The sequence below is a fragment of the Micromonospora sp. WMMA1996 genome, assembly GCF_002573675.1.
In the GTDB taxonomy this organism is placed as follows: domain Bacteria; phylum Actinomycetota; class Actinomycetes; order Mycobacteriales; family Micromonosporaceae; genus Micromonospora; species Micromonospora sediminicola.
This window is the reverse complement of the sequence record NZ_PDHU01000001.1, coordinates 3,306,960-3,323,489: the sequence shown is the minus strand read 5'-3', so window position 1 is coordinate 3,323,489 and position 16,530 is coordinate 3,306,960. Positions and strand designations below refer to the sequence as shown.

The following is a 16,530-nucleotide window of genomic DNA, read 5'->3' as shown; positions in this document are numbered from 1 at the left end:
CATCCTCCTTCGTCAACCCGCCGCGTTCCCGTCGGCGGCGGGCGGTAACGCGGTCGACGGCACGGATGCGGCCAGGCATGGCTCCGGCCCGGGCGGGTAGCCACGACCGTGCGGACCGGACGGATCAGCGAGCACGGCTTCCTCGCCGACGGGTGCAGCGCGGCGCTGGTGGACCGGGCCGGCGCGATCAACTGGTGGTGCCCGCACCGGTTCGACGCGCCGTCGGTCTTCGGCCGGCTGCTCGGCAGCGACGCGGGGTACTGGAGCGTCCGCCCCGAGGGCGAGTTCACCAGCACCCGCTCCTATCTGGACGACACGCTGGTCCTGCGTACCGTGTTCAGCACCTCGACCGGCGCGGTGGCCGTCACCGACACGCTGGCGCTGGAGCCCGGCGCGCGCGGCCACGAGATCGGGCTGCGACCGCCACGCGTGCTCGCCCGCGTGGTCGAGGGGCTCAGCGGCGAGGTGCCGATGCGGACCGACTACGTGCCGCGTTTCGAGTACGGCCGGGTCCGCGCCTACCTCGTCGAACGCGACGGGGTGATCAGCGCGGCGGCCGGCGTGTGCCGCCTGGACCTGCGCGCCGACGTTCCGCTGAGCCTCACCGACGCGGCCGCCGTCGGGCGGTTCACCGCCCGCGCCGGCAGCACCCACCGGTTCACCCTGGGGTACGCCCCGACGTACTCCGGCACCGACCCGCAGCTGCCCGACGCGGCGCGGGTCGTGGCCGACGCGGTCACCGGCTGGCGCTCCTGGGCGGACCTGCACGACTACCGGGGCGAGTACCGCGACCAGGTCCGGCGCAGCGCGATGGTGGTGCAGGGCATGACGTACGGGCCGAGCGGGGCGGTCGTCGCGGCGGCCACCGCCTCGCTGCCGGAGCAGATCGGCGGGGACCGCAACTACGACTACCGCTTCGTCTGGCTCCGCGACTTCAGCCTCACCCTCCAGGCGCTCTGGCGGGCCGCCTGCCCGGACGAGGCGGACCGGCAGTTCACCTGGGTGGCCCGGGCGATGGGCCGGATCGGCGACGCCCCGGTGCCGATCATGTACGGCGTCGAGGGGGAGCGGGACCTCACCGAGCACGACCTCGACCATCTCGCCGGCTACGACGGCAGCCGGCCGGTGCTGGTCGGCAACGACGCCTGGCGGCAGCGGCAGAACGACGTGCTGGGCGAGGTGCTCGACGCGGCCTGGTTGATGCGCCACTACCTCGACCCGATGTCGCCCGAGGTCCGCCACCTGCTGCACACCCTCGCCGACCAGGCGGTACGCGACTGGCACCGGCCCGACGCCGGCATGTGGGAGGCGCGCGACGCGGAGCGGCACTACGTCTCGTCGAAGGTCGAGTGCTGGACCGCGCTGGACCGGGCCGTCCGGTTCGGGCCGCGCATCGGCGAGCCCGCCGACGTGGCGCGGTGGGCCGCCGCCCGCGACGAGGTGCGCGCGGTGGTGCTCGACCGGGGCTGGAACGAGCGGGTCGGCGCGTTCACCGGCGCGTTCGACTCCGACGACCTGGACGCCTCGGTGCTGATCATGCCGTTGGTCGGCTTCCTGCCCGCCGACGACCCGCGGATGCGCGCCACCATGGACGTGGTGGAGCGCCGGTTGTCCCGGGACGGGCTGCTGCGTCGCTGGGACGACGACCCGGCCGGCTTCGTGATCTGCTCGTTCTGGCTGGCCGCCTGCCGGGCCGAGGCGGGCGAGATCGACCGGGCCCGGCAGATGTTCGAGCAGCTCACCGCCCGCGCCAACGATCTCGGCCTCTACGCCGAGCAGATCGACCAGGCGACCGGCGAGCAGGTCGGCAACTTCCCGCAGGCGTTCTCGCACATCGGCCTGATCATCGCCGCGGGCCGGATCACCGACGCCGTGGCGCGACGCGCCGGCGAACGAGCGGCCGTGCCGACCGGCGCGGCCCACACGGAGGGAGCAACCGGATGACCGGACGGCTGGCGGGGAAGACCGCCCTGATCACCGGCTCGGACTCGGGCATCGGGCAGGCCACCGCGATCGAGTTCGGCCGGGAGGGCGCCGACGTGGTGGTGCACTACCTGCACGACCACGCCGGGGCCAACCACACCCGGGCCGAGATCGAGAAGGTCGGTCGCCGGGCCGTGGTGGTGCAGGGCGACATCAGCGTCGAGCACCAGGTCGAGGCCATGTTCGACGAGGCGCTGGCCGAGTTCGACCGGTTGGACGTGCTGATGAACGACGCCGGTGTGGACGCCTCCGGCATCCCGGTCGCCGACCTGGACACCGAGACGTGGGACCGGTGCATCCGGACCAACGTCTACGGGACGTTCTTCTGCTCGCGGCGCTTCGTGCGCCACCGCAAGGAGCAGGGCGGCGGCGGTCGGATCATCAACATCACCTCGATCCACCAGGAGGTGGCCCGGGCCGGCGGCGCCGACTACGACACCAGCAAGGGCGCGATGCTGGAGTTCGCCAAGAGCCTGGCGCTGGAGGTCGCGCCGATGCGGATGAACGTCAACAACATCGGTCCGGGCATGGTGCTCACCCCGTTCAACCAGGAGGCGATCGACGATCCGAAGTATCTGGAGGAGCAGGTGCAGAGCATCCCCTGGAAGCGGGCCGCGCAACCGTCCGAGATCGCCAAGCTGGCCGTCTTCCTCGCCAGCGACGACGCCGACTACGTCACCGGGTCGACGTACTTCATGGACGGTGGCCTGATGCAGAACCAGGGTCAGGGCGCCTGAGCGGCGCTCCGCCCGGCGTCGCGGCGCGCAACGCGGCGGCGGTGGCGTCGTCGCCGGGCAGGAACGTCTCGATGGACAGCTCCTCCACGGTGACGTCGAGCGGGGTGCCGAACGTGGACACCGTGCTGAGCAGGGTCAACTCGCCGTCGCCGTGCCGCAGCCGCAGCGGCACCACCACGTCGCCCGGCCCCGGCTCGACCGGCTCCGGGTCGGTCCCGCCCGGGTATCCGCGCAGCTCGTCGAGGAGCGCGGTGAGGTCGGGGTCGGCGGTGAGCTGCGCCTGCCGGCGCAGCCGGGCCAGCAGGTGCGCCCGCCACTGCCCGAGGTTGAGCACCCGGGGCGCCAGCCCGTCCGGGTGCAGGGTCAGCCGCAGCGCGTTCACCGGCGGCCGCAGCAGGTGCGGCGCCGCGCCGGCGGTGAGCACCGGCACCGCCGCGTTGCCGTCGACCAGCCGCCACCGTCGGTCCACCGCCACCGCGGGCCAGGGTTCGTGCGCCCGCAGCACCAGCCGGACCGCCGCGCGGACCCGGCTCAGCTCGGGGGAGTCGAGGGCGCGTCGGGGGTAGACCGGCGCGTAGCCGGCGGCGAGCAGCAGCTGATCGCGGTCGCGCAGCGGCACGTCCAGGTGCTCGGCCAGCCGGAGCACCATCTCCCGGCTGGGCGCGGAGCGCCCGGTCTCCAGGAAGCTCAGGTGCCGGGGGGAGATCTCCGCCTCGTGGGCGAGCGCGAGCTGACTGAGCCGCCGCCGGGTCCGCCACTCCCGCAGCAGCCCGCCGACCTCGCCCACCCCGTCATCCTAGGCCCACCGGCCCCGGGGTTTGATCAACGACTTCGCGTCGTCGCACTCCTTGATCGCGGCCCGGCGGCGAGGGGTGGGGGAGGATGGGGGGATGGAGCTGGTGATCATGGCGGACACCCACGTGCCGAAGCGGGCGAAGGACCTGCCGGCCGCGCTGTGGGCGGCGGTCGACGCGGCCGACGTGGTGCTGCACGCCGGCGACTGGGTGGACGAGTCGCTGCTGGACGCCCTGGAGGCGCGGTCCCGCCGGCTGGTCGGCGTGTACGGCAACAACGACGGCCCGCCGCTGCGCGCCCGGCTGCCCGAGGTGGCCCGGGTCGAGCTGGACGGGCTGCGGGTCGCGGTGGTGCACGAGACCGGCCCGAAGACCCGCCGCGAGGAGCGCTGCGCCGCCGCGTACGGCGACCGCGACGTGCTGGTGTTCGGCCACTCGCACATCCCGTGGGACAGCGTCGCGCCGGGCGGGCTGCGTCTGCTCAACCCGGGCTCGCCGACCGACCGGCGGGCCCAGCCGTACGCGACCTATCTGACCGCGCGGGTGGCGGCGGGGCGGCTCGACCGGGTCGAGCTGCACCGCCTGCCCCCGCGCTGACCTCAGCGGCCCCGGCCGGTCTCCGCCTGGAGCTCGTCGATCCGGCGCGACGCCTCGGCCTTGGTCAGCCCGTCCGGCACCTGCTCGCCCGCCTCCTGGGCCAGGGTGTGCAGGTAGGACTCCTGGGCCGCGGTCGGCGGCTCGTCGCCGGTCACCCAGTCGTCCGGGTCCTTGACGGCGGCGTCCGGGTTGTTGTTGCGGTCGGTCATGCTGATCACCTCTCCTCGAACAGGTGTTCCACTACCCCCGTGCCGGCCGGTTCATGCCGTTCGCCGCCTACGATCACGACATGACGGCGGACCGGGCGGGTGTGGTGGTGGTCGGCGCGGGGATCGCCGGGGTGGCGTGCGCGACCGAGCTGGTCCGCGCCGGCGTGCCGGTGGAGGTCCGGGAGCGCGGTCGGGTGACCGGCGGGCGGATGGCCAGCAGGCGCTTCGACGGCCGCCCCGCCGACCTGGGCGCCGCATACTTCACCGTCGACGACCCGGACTTCGCCGCCGTGGTCGCCGACTGGCAGGCCGCCGGGCTGGTGCGGGAGTGGACCGACACCCTGGTCGCGTACGGGCCGCGCGGGCGCGAGGAGGTGACCGGCCCGGTGCGCTGGGCCGCCCCGCGCGGGCTGCGCTCGCTCGTCGAACACCTGGCCGCCGGCCTTCCGGTGACCCACGACCGGCTGGTCATGACCGTCGAGCCGGGGCCCCGGGTGGACGGGCGGGCGGCCGAGGCGGTGGTGCTCGCCATGCCCGGGCCGCAGGCCGCCCTGCTGCTGGACCCGGCGTTCGCCGAGGCCACCCGGGCGGTGGCGGCGCAACGCTGGGCGTCCACGCTCTCCGCCGTGCTGCACTTCCCGTCCCGCCGCTGGCCCGACTTCCGGGGCGCGTTCGTCAACGACCACCCGGTGCTGAGCCTGGTCTGCGACGACGGCGACCGGCGCGGCGACGGGGCCCCGGTGCTGGTCGCGCACACCACCGCCGAGTTCGCCGCCGGGCACCTGCTCCAACCCACCGCCGCCCGGCCGGCCGTCGAACAGGCGGTGCGCGACCTGCTCGGCCTGCCCGAGCCGGCCACGTCGACCCACGTGCACCGGTGGACGTACGCCCGGCCGGTGCGGGTGGCCGAGGGCGGGACGTACCACCTGGACGCCGACGGGATCGGTCTGGCCGGCGACGCGTTCGGGCGGCCCCGGGTGCAGAGCGCCTGGCGGTCCGGCCGGGACCTGGGTCGCGCGCTCGCCGACCGGTTGTGCGCCGGCTGATGCGGGCGGGTCAGCCCCGGGCGCCGTCGAGCACCGGCTGCGCGGCCCGGCCCTCCTCCGCGCCGTCGCGGGTACGCTCGCCGGCCCGGTCCAGCAGCTGCATCACCGGGGTCGCGGCGACGCCGTGCACCACCACCGAGACCACCACCACCAGGCCGACGGTGGCCCAGAGCAGTTCCGCCTGCGGGAAGTCGGTCTTGCTGGTGGCGTACGCCAGGTAGTAGAACGACCCGACGCCGCGGATGCCGAACAGCGAGATCACCCAGTGCTCGGTGGCGCAGCCCGGGGCGCCCCGCAGCGACAGCCAGCCGGCCAGCGGCCGGATCACCAGCACCAGGGCCAGCCCGACCAGCGCCGCCGGCCAGGTGAGCGGGGCGAGCAGACCGGTGACCACGGCGCCGCCGAAGAGCAGCAGCAACAACACGGTGAGCAGTCGTTCCACCTGCTCCGCGAAGTCGTGCAGCACGGAGTGGAACTCGTGGGTGCGCTCGGCGGCCCGGATCGCCCGCGCGGCCACGAACACGGCCAGGAAGCCGTAGCCGCCGACCACCTCGACCAGCCCGTACGCGAGGAACGTCGCGGCCAGGGCGAGGAAGCCCTCGGAGTGCCGGGCCAGCCGCAGCGTGCTCGGGGCGCGGAAGAACAGCTTGCCGAGCAACCAGCCGACCAGCAGCCCGCCGCCCACGCCGACGGCGAGCTTGTAGACCACGTCGACGCTCAGCCAGTGGACCAGCCAGTCCGAGGGGGCGAGGCTGGTGGTGGCGATCGCGATGGCGGCGTAGACGAATGGGAAGGCCAGGCCGTCGTTGAGGCCCGCCTCCGAGGTGAGCGCGAAGCGCACCTCGTCCTCCGAGTCCTCCGCGTCGGTCGGCTCGCCCACCTGCACGTCCGAGGCGAGCACCGGGTCGGTCGGGGCGAGCGCCGCGCCGAGCAGCAGCGCCGCCGCGGGCACCAGGCCGGCCCACCACCAGCCGAGCAGCGCGACGGCGGCGATGCACAGCGGCATGGCGATGGCCAGCAGCCGCCAGGTCGACGACCAGCGGGCCCAGCTCAACGGCCGGTCGATCTTCAGGCCGGCGCCCATCAGAGCGACGATCACCCCCACCTCGGTGAGGTGGGTGGTCAACTCCGGCGAGCGCAGCGGATCCGGCGTGGGCAGCCCGGTCGGCAGCAGGAAGACCAGCATGCCCAGCCCGAGGAACGCGATCGGCATGGACAGTGGCCGCTTCTCCAGCATCCGGGGCAGGATCCCCGCCAGCAGCGCACCGACGCCCAGCAGAGCGAACGCGACATCGACCGGTTCCACGGCACCACCCTTCCGTCGCCCGTGGGCCGGGCGGTGGTGCCAGCAGTGCCCCGTCGGGGGTCGGGCTAAGCCTGGCGGTGCGGTCGAGTTCGGCGGTGGTTCAGCCGAGGGTGCCGATCGCGCTGTCGGGCAGGGCGTCCAGCAGGTCCGCCGGGTCCTCGTACACCGCCACCGCCCCGGCGCCGGCCAGCTCGGCGCGGCCGGTGCCGCCGCAGGTCAGGCCGATGCAGGGGATGTCCAGCTTGCCGGCGGCGGCCACGTCCCAGACCGAGTCGCCGACGAAGACCACCCGGTCAGCGGTCAGCCCCGACTGGTCCAGCGCCGCCTCCAGGATGTCCGGCGCCGGCTTGCTCTCCTGCGCGTCGGCGGAGGACGTGACCGTGTCGATCACGTCGTCGGCGTCCAGCGCGGCGCGCAACGCGGTCACCTCGTGCGCGGCCGCCGAGGTGGCCAGCACCACCCGCAACCCGCGTTCCGCGCAGGCGTGCAGCAGCTCCCGCGCCCGGGGCAACGGCGCCAGCCGCTCCCAGTACTCGGCGTAGAGCGCGTCGTGCGCGTCGCGCAGGCGGCCGTCGGCGTCGCGGTCCCGTTCGGCGCCGAGCAGGTGGTCGAGGAGCTTGTCCGAGCCCATGCCGATGGACCGGTGGATCCGGGCCATCGGCACCCGGTGGTCGGCCTGACGCAGCGCCTCCCACCAGCTCACCGTGTGCAGGTAGGTGGAGTCGATCAGGGTGCCGTCCACGTCGAAGAGGACGCCGCGGCGCGTGTCGTCGGCCATGGGGTGCCTCCTACCCCGCCGCGGGGGCGTCGACGCGTGACCCGCTCCCGGGGATGAGGATCTCGAACCAGACCGTCGAACCCCGCACCGTCGGGTCGGTGCCCCAGGCGTCGCTCAGCTCCTCGATCAGGCCGAGCCCACGGCCACGGCTGCTCAGCGTGTCGGTCTGGGCCCGGGTGACCTGCCCCCGGGTGCCGGAATCGGCGACCGAGACCAGCAGGCGTTCCGCGCTGAGGTCGATCTCCACCCGGGCGGCGGTGCCGGCGTGCAGCAGCGCGTTGGTGGTCAGCTCGCTGGTGCAGAGCACGGCCGCGCCGACCACCGCCTCGGGGACCTGCCACTCGGTGAGCTGGGCGGTCAGCCAGTGCCGGACCCGGCTCGGCGCGGTCGGCTCGGCCGGCACCTCCATGCCGGCCGACCGGCTGGGCCGGACCGCGTGCTCCACCGCCAGCACGGCCACGTCGTCCTCGGTCGCGCCCGGCACGGCGGCGGTCGCGACCGCGCACAGCGCGCGAGGGTCGCCACTGCTCGCGGCGCTCACCGCCGCGCCCAGCCCGGCCAGCCCGCTCGCCAGGTCCTGCCAGCGTCGTTCCACCACCCCGTCGCTGTAGAGCAGCAGCGTGTCGCCGGGACGGAACGGCACGGTGACCGTCCGGGACCGGCCGCCGAGGCCCAGCGGCGGTCCGGGTGGCACCTCGACGAACTCGGCGTCGGCGTCGGGGCCGCCGCGCCGGATCAGCGGCGCGGGATGACCGGCGCTGCTCAGCGTGAGCACCTCGCGGTCCACGTCGACCACGCCGAACACCACGGTCACGAAGAGTTCGTGTGTGCCGCCCTCGGTGCCGAGACTCCCGACCAGCCGGTCCAGCCCGCCAAGCACCGCGTCCGGGCGGGAGTCGGACAGGGCGAGCGCGCGCAGCGCGGCGCGTACCTGACCCATCCGGGCGGCGGCCTGCACGTCGTGACCGGCCACGTCGCCGAGGACCACGCCCAGCGCGCCGGAGGGCAGCAGGAACGCGTCGTAGAAGTCGCCGCCGGCGGCGTTGCCGTCGACGCCCGGCTCGTAGCGGGCGGCGATGCGCAGCCGGGGCAGGTCGGGCAGCTGCTCGGGCAGCATGCTGCGCTGCAACAGTTGGGCGGTGCCGTGCTGGGTCTCGAACCGGCGGGCCCGTTCGGCGGCCTGGCCGATCAGCTCGGCCGACGCGGCGAGCAGCGCCCGTTCCGCCGGGGACCAGGGCCGCGGCGCCTGGTAGCCCACGGTGAGCGCGCCCCGGATCACCGAGGAGCGCAGGGGCAGCGCGGCGAGCGCCCGGATCTTCTCGTCGTGCCGGTCCGCCGCGACGTCGCGCAGCGGCTGCCCGTCGGCGGCGAACGAGGGCACGCCGCTGCGCGCCGTCACCACCGCCGGCAGCGCCGAGTCGGCGCCGATCCGACGCCACAGCGGGGGCAGTCGCTCGTCGGCCTCGTCGAGCAGCTCACCCCGGATGCGCCGGACCATCCGCCACGCGGCGCCCTCGTCCACCGCGAGGGAGACCCGGTCGGCGTCGAACGAGTGCAGGCAGTAGCGCAGCGTCACCCGGGCCACGTCGTCCAACGTGAGCGTGCCGGAGAGCGCCGCGGCGAAGTCGCTCAGGCTCTGCAGCTGCTGGGTGAGCTGGGTGGTCTGCGCCGACACGGTGAGCACGCCGACGATGCGGCCGGTGGAGTCGCGGACCGGGGAGTGGCCGCGGGTGAACACGGCCGGCTCGGCCGGACCCCCGCCCCGCCGGTCGGCCGGCAGCACCGCCTCCCGCTCCAGGAAGGGTTCGCCCCGCCGGTAGACGCGTTCCAGCGCCTCACCGGCGCCGGCCTCCCGCCACACCTCGGCGAACACCTCCGCCGCCGGCCGGCCGAGCGCGCCCGGGTGGCGGTCGCCGATCAGCTCCGCGTACCCCTCGTTGTAGTGCAGGACGAGGTCGTCGCCGAGAAGCAGCGCCATCGGCACCGGCGAGTCCAGCACCACGTCCATCACGGCGCGTACGGCCGGGTCCCAGTTCTCCGGCGCGCCCAGCGGCGTGGCGGCCCACGGGTGGGCGGTCGCGGCGGCCGGCCCGGTGGCGACCGGGCCGGCGGGCGCTCCCGGAGTGGGGACGGAGGGCGTGGGAACCCGACCGACGGTGCCTGGCATGACCGCAGCCTAACCGGAGCGTGGCGGTCCGGTTCCGATCATGTGGCCCGAGCTGCCCCCGGCCCTCGGGTGGTCGGACGTTAGTGCAGGTCAGGGCCGGTTCGGCAAGGCATGTCGGGAAATTGGCCGGGTCCGGCTCGGCGTGCTGCCGAGGTCATCGGGTATGCGGGCGGCGCAGTTCACGCGACAGGAGGGACATCATGCCGAAAACCCTCGCGGTCGGTCAGGTCGACATCGGTGCGGCCTGGACCGACTTCTGGAGGTCGGTGCTGCTCTTCGTACCGAGGGCCATCGCGTTCATCGCGATCCTCGTGGTGGGTTGGCTCATCGCCCGAGCCGTCCTCAAAATCGTGGACGCGGCACTGGAACGGGTCGGGTTCGACCGCGCCGTGGAACGCGGCGGGATCAAACGCGCCCTCGAACGCACCAGGTACGACGCCAGCGACATCCTGGCCAGACTGGCCTACTACGCGGTCCTGCTGTTCACCCTGCAGTTCGCCTTCGGGGTGTGGGGGCCCAACGCGATCAGCGACCTGATCCGTGGGGTGGTGTCCTGGCTGCCGCGGGCCTTCGTGGCGATCGTCATCGTGGTGATCGCCGCCGCCATCGCCAACGCCGTCCGGGACCTGGTCTCCGGCGCGCTCGGCGGGCTCTCGTACGGCCGGGTGCTGGCCGACGTGACCGCGGTCTTCATCCTGGCGCTCGGCATCATCGCCGCGCTCAACCAGGTGGGCATCGCGACCACGGTGACCACGCCGGTGCTCGTGGCCTTCCTCGCCACCGTGGCGGGCATCCTGATCGTGGGTGTCGGCGGTGGTCTGATCAAGCCGATGCAGGACCGCTGGGACGGCTGGCTGCACCGGGCCGCCGAGGAGTCCCGGGCGTTCCGGGAGCAGCGGCAGGCGCAGCAGGCGGGTCGCGGCGACTACGAGCGGCAGATGGCCGACCGGGGCGGACAGCCGACCCCGACCGGGCCGGAGTCGATGTCGGGGGCGGGCACCTACCGCTCCGGGCAGTCGGGTGACCAGACGCAGCAGTTCCGCCGGCCCAACGGCTGACGGAGGCGGATGACCGGGGTGTTCGCGGGGCGATCGCGGACACCCCGTCGCCGTGCCTCAGGCCAGGTGTCGCGGGTCCAACCCGCGGGCCAGCAGGCAGACCGCGAGCAGACGGGTGAGCAGCCAGCCCGGCGCCGACCAGTCGACCGGCCCCTCCGGGGGCGTCCAGCCGTGCTCCGTCGCCGCGTCGCGCAGCCCCTCGGCATAGCCGGCGAGCGCCGCCACGCTCAGCGGCCGGCGGTCGCCGTGCAGGCTGTCGCGTACGCCGGCGGCGTGCTGGTCGACCTCGGCGAGCAGCCCGGGGTTCGCGAAGGCCGCGGCGAGCCCGGCGGTGCCGACGGCGGTGGTCAGCGTGGTGAGGGTCGACCGTGCGGCCACCGCCGCGGAGGGGGTCGCGACCCGGTTGTTCGGCACGCGCATGGTGACCGAGGCTAGCCCCGGCGGGAGCGGGGTGACCTCGGCCGACCGGCCGATGCCCGGATCGGCCGGGTGACCGGCGGTGTCGTCCGGCGGGATTGAGCCGCCCGTCCCGGGGCAAAGGAAACCGCGCGGACGGCGCAGCGAGCCCGTGGAGGAACAGGATGGGACAGCCGCACGAGGGACCGGACCGGGCGCACCGCCGCCCCGACGGGGTGAGTGACGCCACGGTCGAGGCGCTGGGCAAGCTCAGCGAGGCCCTGGAGTGCGTCGAGCGGGCCCGCGGCCACCTCTACGAACTGCACCAGCTGATCGGCCACGCCGACCTGATGCTGGACGACGCGGTGGAGCTGTTCCGCTCCGCCGGGCACCCGGCCCTCGCCGAGCGGATCGACCGCGACCTGCTCGGTCGCAACGTCATCGCCGGGCGGTGGACCTTCCAGATCGTCGAGGATTTCGACGACGGCTACTACGCGCTGTTCCGGGAGATGGACCGGCAGGCCCGGGACGACCTGGTCGGCGGCCGGCGGCACCTCTACGAGGCGGAGATGAAGGAGCGCCGCCGTAGCCGGGGCCGGCCGGGGCACGAGGCGCGCCCGGCGTGACGAGGAGTCAGTCCGAGGAGCGCGCGTCGGCCGGACGGCGGCGCGCGCCGTCGTCGGCGATGATCACGGTCGCGACCATCAACGCGACCACCAGGCTGAAGAGCCAGGAGCTGTCGTCGGTGAACTTCGCGGCGACCGGAGCCTGGACGGCGGCGAGCAGGAAGCCCAACCAGGCGAGGCGGCGCTGACGGGTGGAGAGGAAAGCGGAGCCCTGATCCATCCCGAAAGTCTTACGCGCCACGGGGGGAGTGCCGTCAGCCGTTCGGCCGATTCTGGATGGGCTGTCCGTTTTCCCGACCGCCCGTACCTCACTTTTTGTCGTTTCGGTCGAGCGTAGGGTGACCGGCTCCGGGTAGCTTCCGGCCCCCGGAGCCGGCGCCTCACATGGTGTCCGGCCCGGTCCGGCCGGTGGTCGACGGCCGGTACGCCCGGTCCGCGTCGGTCATCTCCCGCCGCTCGGCCTCCGGGCCGGCGCCCCGGTCCACCGCCTCGGGACCGTGGCCGAACGCGGCCTCCTCGCCGGCGTCGTTGCCGGTGGCGTCGTCGGCCTGGCCGTCCAGCGTCGACCGGGCGATCGCCTGGTCCAGCTCGTGCAGGGGAGTGCGGTCCTCGTCGCGCCACACGTGGCGGTCGTTGTCGGTCATTCCCCTGCGGTACCCGGGCGGAATGATCGCAAACGGCCGCCGGACAGCGTGATGGCCGCCGGGCGAGCCGGCGGCCATCGAAGCTTCGGTACGGGGGGGAAGCGGGGACTCAGGGAGTCGGCCGGTCGACCTCACCGCGCCAGGCGCCGGTCTCCTGACCGCGCCGCTCGATGAACGTCTTGAACCGCGCCAGGTCGCCCTTGGCCCGGCGGTCGACCACGCCCAGCTTGTCGCCGGCCTGCTCGACCACGCCGTGCGGCTCGAACTCCATCTGCAGCGTGACCCGGGTGTGCCCCTCGTCCAGGCGGTGGAAGGTCACCACGCCGGCCTGCTGGGTGCCCCCGGTGGAGCGCCAGGCGACCCGCTCGTCCGGCAGCTGCTCGGTGATCTCGGCGTCGAACTCGCGCTTGACCCCCGCGATCTCCACGGTCCAGTGCGTCATCGTGTCGGAGAGCTGCCGGACCTCCTGCACGCCCTCCATGAAGTGCGGGAACTCCTCGAACTGGGTCCACTGGTCGTACGCGGTCCGGATCGGGACGTCCACATCCACGTGTTCCATAACGCCGCTCATGTCGGGGTTCCTCCTGTTCCGCCGGTGTCGTGGTGCGGACCGTGGGCCGGTCCGCTCACCAGCGCGTCGTCTCGTTCTTGTGCCCGAGTGCGGCCCACACCTCGGAAACCGTCTGGTAACGCGTGCCCTCCGGCAGGCTCTCCAGCGCCGCGACGACGTCCGCGGGCGCCTCGTTCTCCCGGGCGTTGGCCACCAGCGTGTCGCGGTCGCCGGGCAGCGCCGCCATGCCGATGAACCGGCCGAGGCGACTGCGGGCCTCCACGTCCGTGGAGCTCATCCCCTGCGGAGAGCCGGTGCGCAGCTCTCCGGCCGGGGCCGTGGTGGCCTCGGGCTGGTCCTCGCCGGCCGGCTCGGGGACGCGGAACTCGTCGACCCGCGAGCCCCCGGTGCCCGGCCCCTGGACGAGACCGCTGACCTCGCTGCTCATCTGATCGTCGACCCTGGGCGAGTGCTTGCTGCTGCCACGTTCCATGCCCACAGACATGCCCCGGGGGATCGCCGGTAAACCGGCGCGGGTCGGGGGACCCGGTCACCCGGGGCGGAACCGGGCGGCCGGTCTCAGTCGGCCGGCGCGCGCGGCGGCAGCACCGGCTCGTCCGGCTCGTCCACCCCGGCCTGCATCGCCCGGCCCCGTTGCAGCTCCGCGTTGACCTGCACGCCGAGCATCAACGCGCAGTTCGACAGATAGAGCCAGACCAGGAACGCGATCACCGCGCCGAGGCTGCCGTAGGTGACGTCGTAGGAGCCGAAGTTGGCCACGTAGAGACCGAAGCCGAAGGAGGACGCCACCCACACCAGCAGCGCCAGCGCGCCGCCGGGGGTGAGCCAGCGGAAGCGGGGCTGCCGCACGTTCGGCGCGATCCAGAACAGCAGCGACAGCAACGTCATCGCGACCAGGGCCAGCAGCGGCCACTTCGTCACCGACCACAGGGTCCGGGCCAGGGCGCCGGCGTGCAGCAGGTCGCCCACCGCGTCGGTGACCGGGCCGCTGACGATCAGCCCGGTGGCCACCACCGCGAGCAGCAGCAGCGTGATCGCGGCCATGCCGATCTGCAGCGGACGCAGGCGGTAGAACGGCCGCCCCTCCTCGACCCCGTAGATCGCGTTGGAGGCCCGGGTGAACGCGCCGATGAAGCCCGAGGCGGACCAGAGCGCGCCGAGCAGACCGAAGCTCAGCAGCACCTTCGCCGACCCCTGCTGCTCGACCACGTTGCGCACCACGCCGACGAACGCGTCGTTGCCGACCACCGAGCCGGCCCCGATCTCGCGCGCCAGGTCGATCACGGTGTCCACCGTGCGCGGACCGTCGGAGACCAGCCCGACCAACGCCACCACCACGACCGTGGACGGGAAGAGCGCCAGCACCCCGTAGTAGGTGAGCGCGGCCGCCCAGTCGGCGCAGTTGTCCTTGACGAAGCCCTGGCCGCTGCGCACCAGCACACCCCGCCAGGTGCGCCAGTTCAGTTGACGGATGCGTCGCGGGAAGCGGGACCGGGGCCGGTCACCGACCGCGGGTGGTGTCGTCGCCGTCATGACCGCCTCCTCCACGCGCCGGCCGCGCCACCGGGCGTGGCCCGGCGGTACCCCACCGCGGAAATCGACAAACCGCGCGCCGGTTTGTCCCCGGGGCGGGAGGGAACGACAGGGGACACCCGATCGAGACGGAGGTGGACGAGATGCCCGGGCGTGAGGTGCTGCCCAGCACGCTGAAGCGGTCCCCGGCCAAGGCGCAGCGGACCTGGGAGAAGACGCACGACTCGGCGGTCGAGACGTACGGCGAGGGGGAGCGGGCGCACCGCGCCGCCTTCGCCGCGGTCAAGCACGAGTTCGAGAAGGTCGGCGACCACTGGGAGCCGAAGGGCCGCAAGGGGCCGAGCGACAAGCAGGCCGCCGGCGGTGGACCGGCCCGCCGCGCGCCCACGGCCGGCGGTGTGGACGCCAACGCCACCAAGGACCACCTCATGGAGGTGGCGAAGAAGCTGGACGTGCGGGGCCGGTCGCGGATGACCAAGCCGGAGCTGGTGAAGGCGATCGAGAAGGCCAACGACACCGCCACCCGCAAGGCGCGCGGCGGTCGCTGAACCGCCACCGTACGACGTCGAGCCCGGGACCGCGCAGGTCCCGGGCTCGACGCTGTCGGCTCACCAGTGGCCGCCGCTGGGCGCCTCCAGGTGCACCACCTTCACCGTGCTGAACTCGTCGAGCAGCTCCGGGCCGTACCCGAAGCCCTGGCCGCTGCCCCGGCGCGGCTGGGCCGCGCCGCCCGGCGCGCCGCCGAACACCGCGTTGACCTTGACGGTGCCGACCGGCAGTTCCCGCCAGGCCCGCTGGGCGTGGCTCATCGAGCCGGTCAGCACGGTGGCCGCCAGACCGTACGGGGAGTCGGCCGCGCAGCGCAGGCCCTCGCTGAACGAGTCGACCACCACCACCGGGGCGACCGGGCCGAACGTCTCCTCGCGGACCAGCGCCATCTCGTGGCGGCAGCCCTCCACCACCGTGGCCGGGTAGAACGCGCCCGGCCCGTCCGGGATCGTGCCGCCGGTGCGCACCCGGGCGCCCTCGGCCACCGCGGCGGTGACCTGCCCGTGCACGTGGTCCCGGTGCCGCCGGTCCACGAGCGGGCCGAGCTGCGTGTCGGGGTCACGGCCAGGTCCGGTGGCGAGCGCCTCGGCGCGGGCCACCAGCGCGTCGACGAAGTCCTCGGCGACGTCGCGGTGCACGTAGATCCGCTCCACCGCGACGCAGATCTGGCCGGCGTTGGCGAAGCAGCCCAGCGCCGCCTGCTCGGCGGCCCAGACCGGGTCGACGTCCGCGTCCACCACCAGCGGGTCGCTGCCGCCGTTCTCCAGCAGCACCTTCGCGCCGGTGCGCGCGCCGGCCGCGGCGATCGCCCGGCCGGTCGCGGTGGACCCGACGTGGGCCACCACGTCCAGCTCCTGACCGGCCAGCGCGGCGCCCACCTCGGCGCCGCCGGTGAGCAGCGACAGCACCCCGGCCGGCAACGCCGAGTCCAACGCCCGGGCCAGCAGCCACCCGGTGGCCGGGGTGCGCTCGCTCGGCTTGTGCAGCACCACGTTCCCGGTCACCAGGGCCGCGCCGAGCAGTCCGCAGGAGACCGCCACCGGGTCGTTCCAGGGGGTGATCGCGGCGACCACGCCGCGCGGCTCGGGAGCCATGAAGTCCAGCGCCGGGTGGCTGCCGTGCAGGGTCCGTCCGCCCCGCACCGGCGCCAGCTCGGCGTACTGCCGCAGCGTGCCGACGCCCGCCGCCACGCCGCCCCGCGCGTCGTCCAGGGGCTTGCCCATCTCCGCGGTGGTCGCCTCGGCGAGTTCCGCCGCGGCGGCCTCGACCGCGTCCGCCGCCCGGTGCAGCGCGGCGGCCCGTTCGGCCGGCGCGGTGGCCGCCCACTCCGCGGCGGCGCCCCGGGCGGCCTCGACCGCCTTGGCCACCTCGTCCGCCGTGGCCACCGGCGCCCGGGTCACGGGCGATCCGTCGGCCGGGTCGTGGACGACCAGTTCGCCGCCCTCGCCACCGGCGCCCCACACCCCACCTATGAGCTGCGCAACCGTGTACATGCGGCCATGGATGCCCCGGTCCGGGCGAGGCAAACGCGTTTCG

At 74.4% G+C, this 16,530-nt stretch carries 19 protein-coding genes; 7 read left to right on the top strand and 12 right to left on the bottom strand.

Going from position 1 to position 16,530, the window contains the following annotated elements; genetic code table 11:
• Window positions 1-108: 108 nt before the first annotated feature.
• Window positions 109-1,944 (top strand): glycoside hydrolase family 15 protein, encoded by a 1,836-nt coding sequence (locus tag COO58_RS15210; RefSeq protein WP_091578367.1) that lies wholly within the window; start codon window positions 109-111, stop codon window positions 1,942-1,944.
• Entirely contained in the window at window positions 1,941-2,720 is a 780-nt protein-coding gene (locus COO58_RS15205; protein ID WP_091578364.1) for a glucose 1-dehydrogenase, read from the top strand. Before COO58_RS15210 ends, COO58_RS15205 begins: the two co-directional genes overlap by 4 nt.
• Here the strand turns inward: COO58_RS15205 and COO58_RS15200 are convergent.
• The gene (locus COO58_RS15200; RefSeq protein WP_091578361.1) at window positions 2,677-3,507 is read right to left on the bottom strand and encodes a helix-turn-helix transcriptional regulator; all 831 of its coding nucleotides are present in this window, start codon (window positions 3,505-3,507) and stop codon (window positions 2,677-2,679) included. The genes COO58_RS15205 and COO58_RS15200 overlap by 44 nt on opposite strands.
• 103 nt (window positions 3,508-3,610) lie before the next feature.
• Here COO58_RS15200 and COO58_RS15195 point away from each other — a divergent pair, with 103 nt between their 5' ends.
• Window positions 3,611-4,111: a metallophosphoesterase gene (locus COO58_RS15195; protein WP_098745426.1), complete on the top strand. Its 501-nt coding sequence runs from the start codon at window positions 3,611-3,613 to the stop codon at window positions 4,109-4,111.
• A 2-nt stretch (window positions 4,112-4,113) separates the two neighbouring features.
• Here the strand turns inward: COO58_RS15195 and COO58_RS15190 are convergent, their stop codons facing one another.
• Complete coding sequence (locus COO58_RS15190; RefSeq protein ID WP_091583772.1) at window positions 4,114-4,320, bottom strand: DUF3072 domain-containing protein; 207 nt, start codon at window positions 4,318-4,320, stop codon at window positions 4,114-4,116.
• Window positions 4,321-4,400: 80 nt separating this feature from the next.
• On the opposite strand from COO58_RS15190, the gene COO58_RS15185 reads away from it, so the two are divergent.
• Complete coding sequence (locus COO58_RS15185; protein ID WP_176558815.1) at window positions 4,401-5,366, top strand: NAD(P)/FAD-dependent oxidoreductase; 966 nt, start codon at window positions 4,401-4,403, stop codon at window positions 5,364-5,366.
• 10 nt (window positions 5,367-5,376) lie between these two features.
• Here the strand turns inward: COO58_RS15185 and COO58_RS15180 are convergent, their stop codons facing one another.
• The 3 genes from COO58_RS15180 to COO58_RS15170 form a co-directional block, all read right to left on the bottom strand.
• Entirely contained in the window at window positions 5,377-6,672 is a 1,296-nt protein-coding gene (locus tag COO58_RS15180) for a sodium:proton antiporter (protein ID WP_091578353.1), read from the bottom strand.
• 100 nt (window positions 6,673-6,772) lie between these two features.
• Window positions 6,773-7,450: an HAD family hydrolase gene (locus COO58_RS15175; protein WP_091578350.1), complete on the bottom strand. Its 678-nt coding sequence runs from the start codon at window positions 7,448-7,450 to the stop codon at window positions 6,773-6,775.
• A gap of 10 nt (window positions 7,451-7,460) precedes the next feature.
• Window positions 7,461-9,617, bottom strand: coding sequence for a SpoIIE family protein phosphatase (locus COO58_RS15170; protein ID WP_098745424.1), 2,157 nt, complete (start codon window positions 9,615-9,617; stop codon window positions 7,461-7,463).
• A 200-nt stretch (window positions 9,618-9,817) separates the two neighbouring features.
• Here COO58_RS15170 and COO58_RS15165 point away from each other — a divergent pair, with 200 nt between their 5' ends.
• Window positions 9,818-10,675 (top strand): hypothetical protein, encoded by an 858-nt coding sequence (locus COO58_RS15165; protein WP_091578344.1) that lies wholly within the window; start codon window positions 9,818-9,820, stop codon window positions 10,673-10,675.
• Window positions 10,676-10,732: 57 nt separating this feature from the next.
• Here the strand turns inward: COO58_RS15165 and COO58_RS15160 are convergent, their stop codons facing one another.
• Complete coding sequence (locus tag COO58_RS15160) at window positions 10,733-11,095, bottom strand: DUF6401 family natural product biosynthesis protein (RefSeq protein ID WP_091578342.1); 363 nt, start codon at window positions 11,093-11,095, stop codon at window positions 10,733-10,735.
• Window positions 11,096-11,256: 161 nt separating this feature from the next.
• Here COO58_RS15160 and COO58_RS15155 point away from each other — a divergent pair, with 161 nt between their 5' ends.
• Complete coding sequence (locus COO58_RS15155) at window positions 11,257-11,697, top strand: hypothetical protein (RefSeq protein ID WP_098745423.1); 441 nt, start codon at window positions 11,257-11,259, stop codon at window positions 11,695-11,697.
• A 7-nt stretch (window positions 11,698-11,704) separates the two neighbouring features.
• Here the strand turns inward: COO58_RS15155 and COO58_RS15150 are convergent, their stop codons facing one another.
• The 5 genes from COO58_RS15150 to COO58_RS15130 all read right to left on the bottom strand — a co-directional run bounded on the left by COO58_RS15150 (window position 11,705) and on the right by COO58_RS15130 (window position 14,445).
• Window positions 11,705-11,917 (bottom strand): hypothetical protein, encoded by a 213-nt coding sequence (locus COO58_RS15150; RefSeq protein WP_091578338.1) that lies wholly within the window; start codon window positions 11,915-11,917, stop codon window positions 11,705-11,707.
• Window positions 11,918-12,077: 160 nt separating this feature from the next.
• Window positions 12,078-12,341: a hypothetical protein gene (locus COO58_RS15145; protein WP_091578336.1), complete on the bottom strand. Its 264-nt coding sequence runs from the start codon at window positions 12,339-12,341 to the stop codon at window positions 12,078-12,080.
• Window positions 12,342-12,450: 109 nt separating this feature from the next.
• The gene (locus tag COO58_RS15140; protein WP_091578334.1) at window positions 12,451-12,912 is read right to left on the bottom strand and encodes an SRPBCC family protein; all 462 of its coding nucleotides are present in this window, start codon (window positions 12,910-12,912) and stop codon (window positions 12,451-12,453) included.
• A gap of 55 nt (window positions 12,913-12,967) precedes the next feature.
• Window positions 12,968-13,384: a DUF2795 domain-containing protein gene (locus COO58_RS15135; protein ID WP_098745421.1), complete on the bottom strand. Its 417-nt coding sequence runs from the start codon at window positions 13,382-13,384 to the stop codon at window positions 12,968-12,970.
• Window positions 13,385-13,470: 86 nt separating this feature from the next.
• The gene (locus tag COO58_RS15130; RefSeq protein WP_091583769.1) at window positions 13,471-14,445 is read right to left on the bottom strand and encodes a YihY/virulence factor BrkB family protein; all 975 of its coding nucleotides are present in this window, start codon (window positions 14,443-14,445) and stop codon (window positions 13,471-13,473) included.
• 143 nt (window positions 14,446-14,588) lie between these two features.
• Between COO58_RS15130 and COO58_RS15125 the strand changes: the two genes are divergently transcribed.
• The gene (locus COO58_RS15125) at window positions 14,589-14,993 is read left to right on the top strand and encodes a ChaB family protein (protein WP_091583766.1); all 405 of its coding nucleotides are present in this window, start codon (window positions 14,589-14,591) and stop codon (window positions 14,991-14,993) included.
• Between the two features lie 60 nt (window positions 14,994-15,053).
• Here the strand turns inward: COO58_RS15125 and COO58_RS15120 are convergent, their stop codons facing one another.
• Window positions 15,054-16,487: an aldehyde dehydrogenase gene (locus COO58_RS15120; protein WP_098745420.1), complete on the bottom strand. Its 1,434-nt coding sequence runs from the start codon at window positions 16,485-16,487 to the stop codon at window positions 15,054-15,056.
• Window positions 16,488-16,530 lie beyond the last annotated feature (43 nt).

Coding starts and splice junctions, on each gene's coding strand:
- COO58_RS15205 (WP_091578364.1), top strand. CDS start 1,941: ATGACCGGACGGCTGGCGGGGAAGACCGCCCTGATCACCGGCTCGGAC.
- COO58_RS15195 (WP_098745426.1), top strand. CDS start 3,611: ATGGAGCTGGTGATCATGGCGGACACCCACGTGCCGAAGCGGGCGAAG.
- COO58_RS15190 (WP_091583772.1), bottom strand. CDS start 4,320: ATGACCGACCGCAACAACAACCCGGACGCCGCCGTCAAGGACCCGGAC.
- COO58_RS15185 (WP_176558815.1), top strand. CDS start 4,401: ATGACGGCGGACCGGGCGGGTGTGGTGGTGGTCGGCGCGGGGATCGCC.
- COO58_RS15175 (WP_091578350.1), bottom strand. CDS start 7,450: ATGGCCGACGACACGCGCCGCGGCGTCCTCTTCGACGTGGACGGCACC.
- COO58_RS15170 (WP_098745424.1), bottom strand. CDS start 9,617: ATGCCAGGCACCGTCGGTCGGGTTCCCACGCCCTCCGTCCCCACTCCG.
- COO58_RS15165 (WP_091578344.1), top strand. CDS start 9,818: ATGCCGAAAACCCTCGCGGTCGGTCAGGTCGACATCGGTGCGGCCTGG.
- COO58_RS15160 (WP_091578342.1), bottom strand. CDS start 11,095: ATGCGCGTGCCGAACAACCGGGTCGCGACCCCCTCCGCGGCGGTGGCC.
- COO58_RS15155 (WP_098745423.1), top strand. CDS start 11,257: ATGGGACAGCCGCACGAGGGACCGGACCGGGCGCACCGCCGCCCCGAC.
- COO58_RS15150 (WP_091578338.1), bottom strand. CDS start 11,917: ATGGATCAGGGCTCCGCTTTCCTCTCCACCCGTCAGCGCCGCCTCGCC.
- COO58_RS15145 (WP_091578336.1), bottom strand. CDS start 12,341: ATGACCGACAACGACCGCCACGTGTGGCGCGACGAGGACCGCACTCCC.
- COO58_RS15140 (WP_091578334.1), bottom strand. CDS start 12,912: ATGAGCGGCGTTATGGAACACGTGGATGTGGACGTCCCGATCCGGACC.
- COO58_RS15135 (WP_098745421.1), bottom strand. CDS start 13,384: ATGGAACGTGGCAGCAGCAAGCACTCGCCCAGGGTCGACGATCAGATG.
- COO58_RS15130 (WP_091583769.1), bottom strand. CDS start 14,445: ATGACGGCGACGACACCACCCGCGGTCGGTGACCGGCCCCGGTCCCGC.
- COO58_RS15125 (WP_091583766.1), top strand. CDS start 14,589: ATGCCCGGGCGTGAGGTGCTGCCCAGCACGCTGAAGCGGTCCCCGGCC.
- COO58_RS15120 (WP_098745420.1), bottom strand. CDS start 16,487: ATGTACACGGTTGCGCAGCTCATAGGTGGGGTGTGGGGCGCCGGTGGC.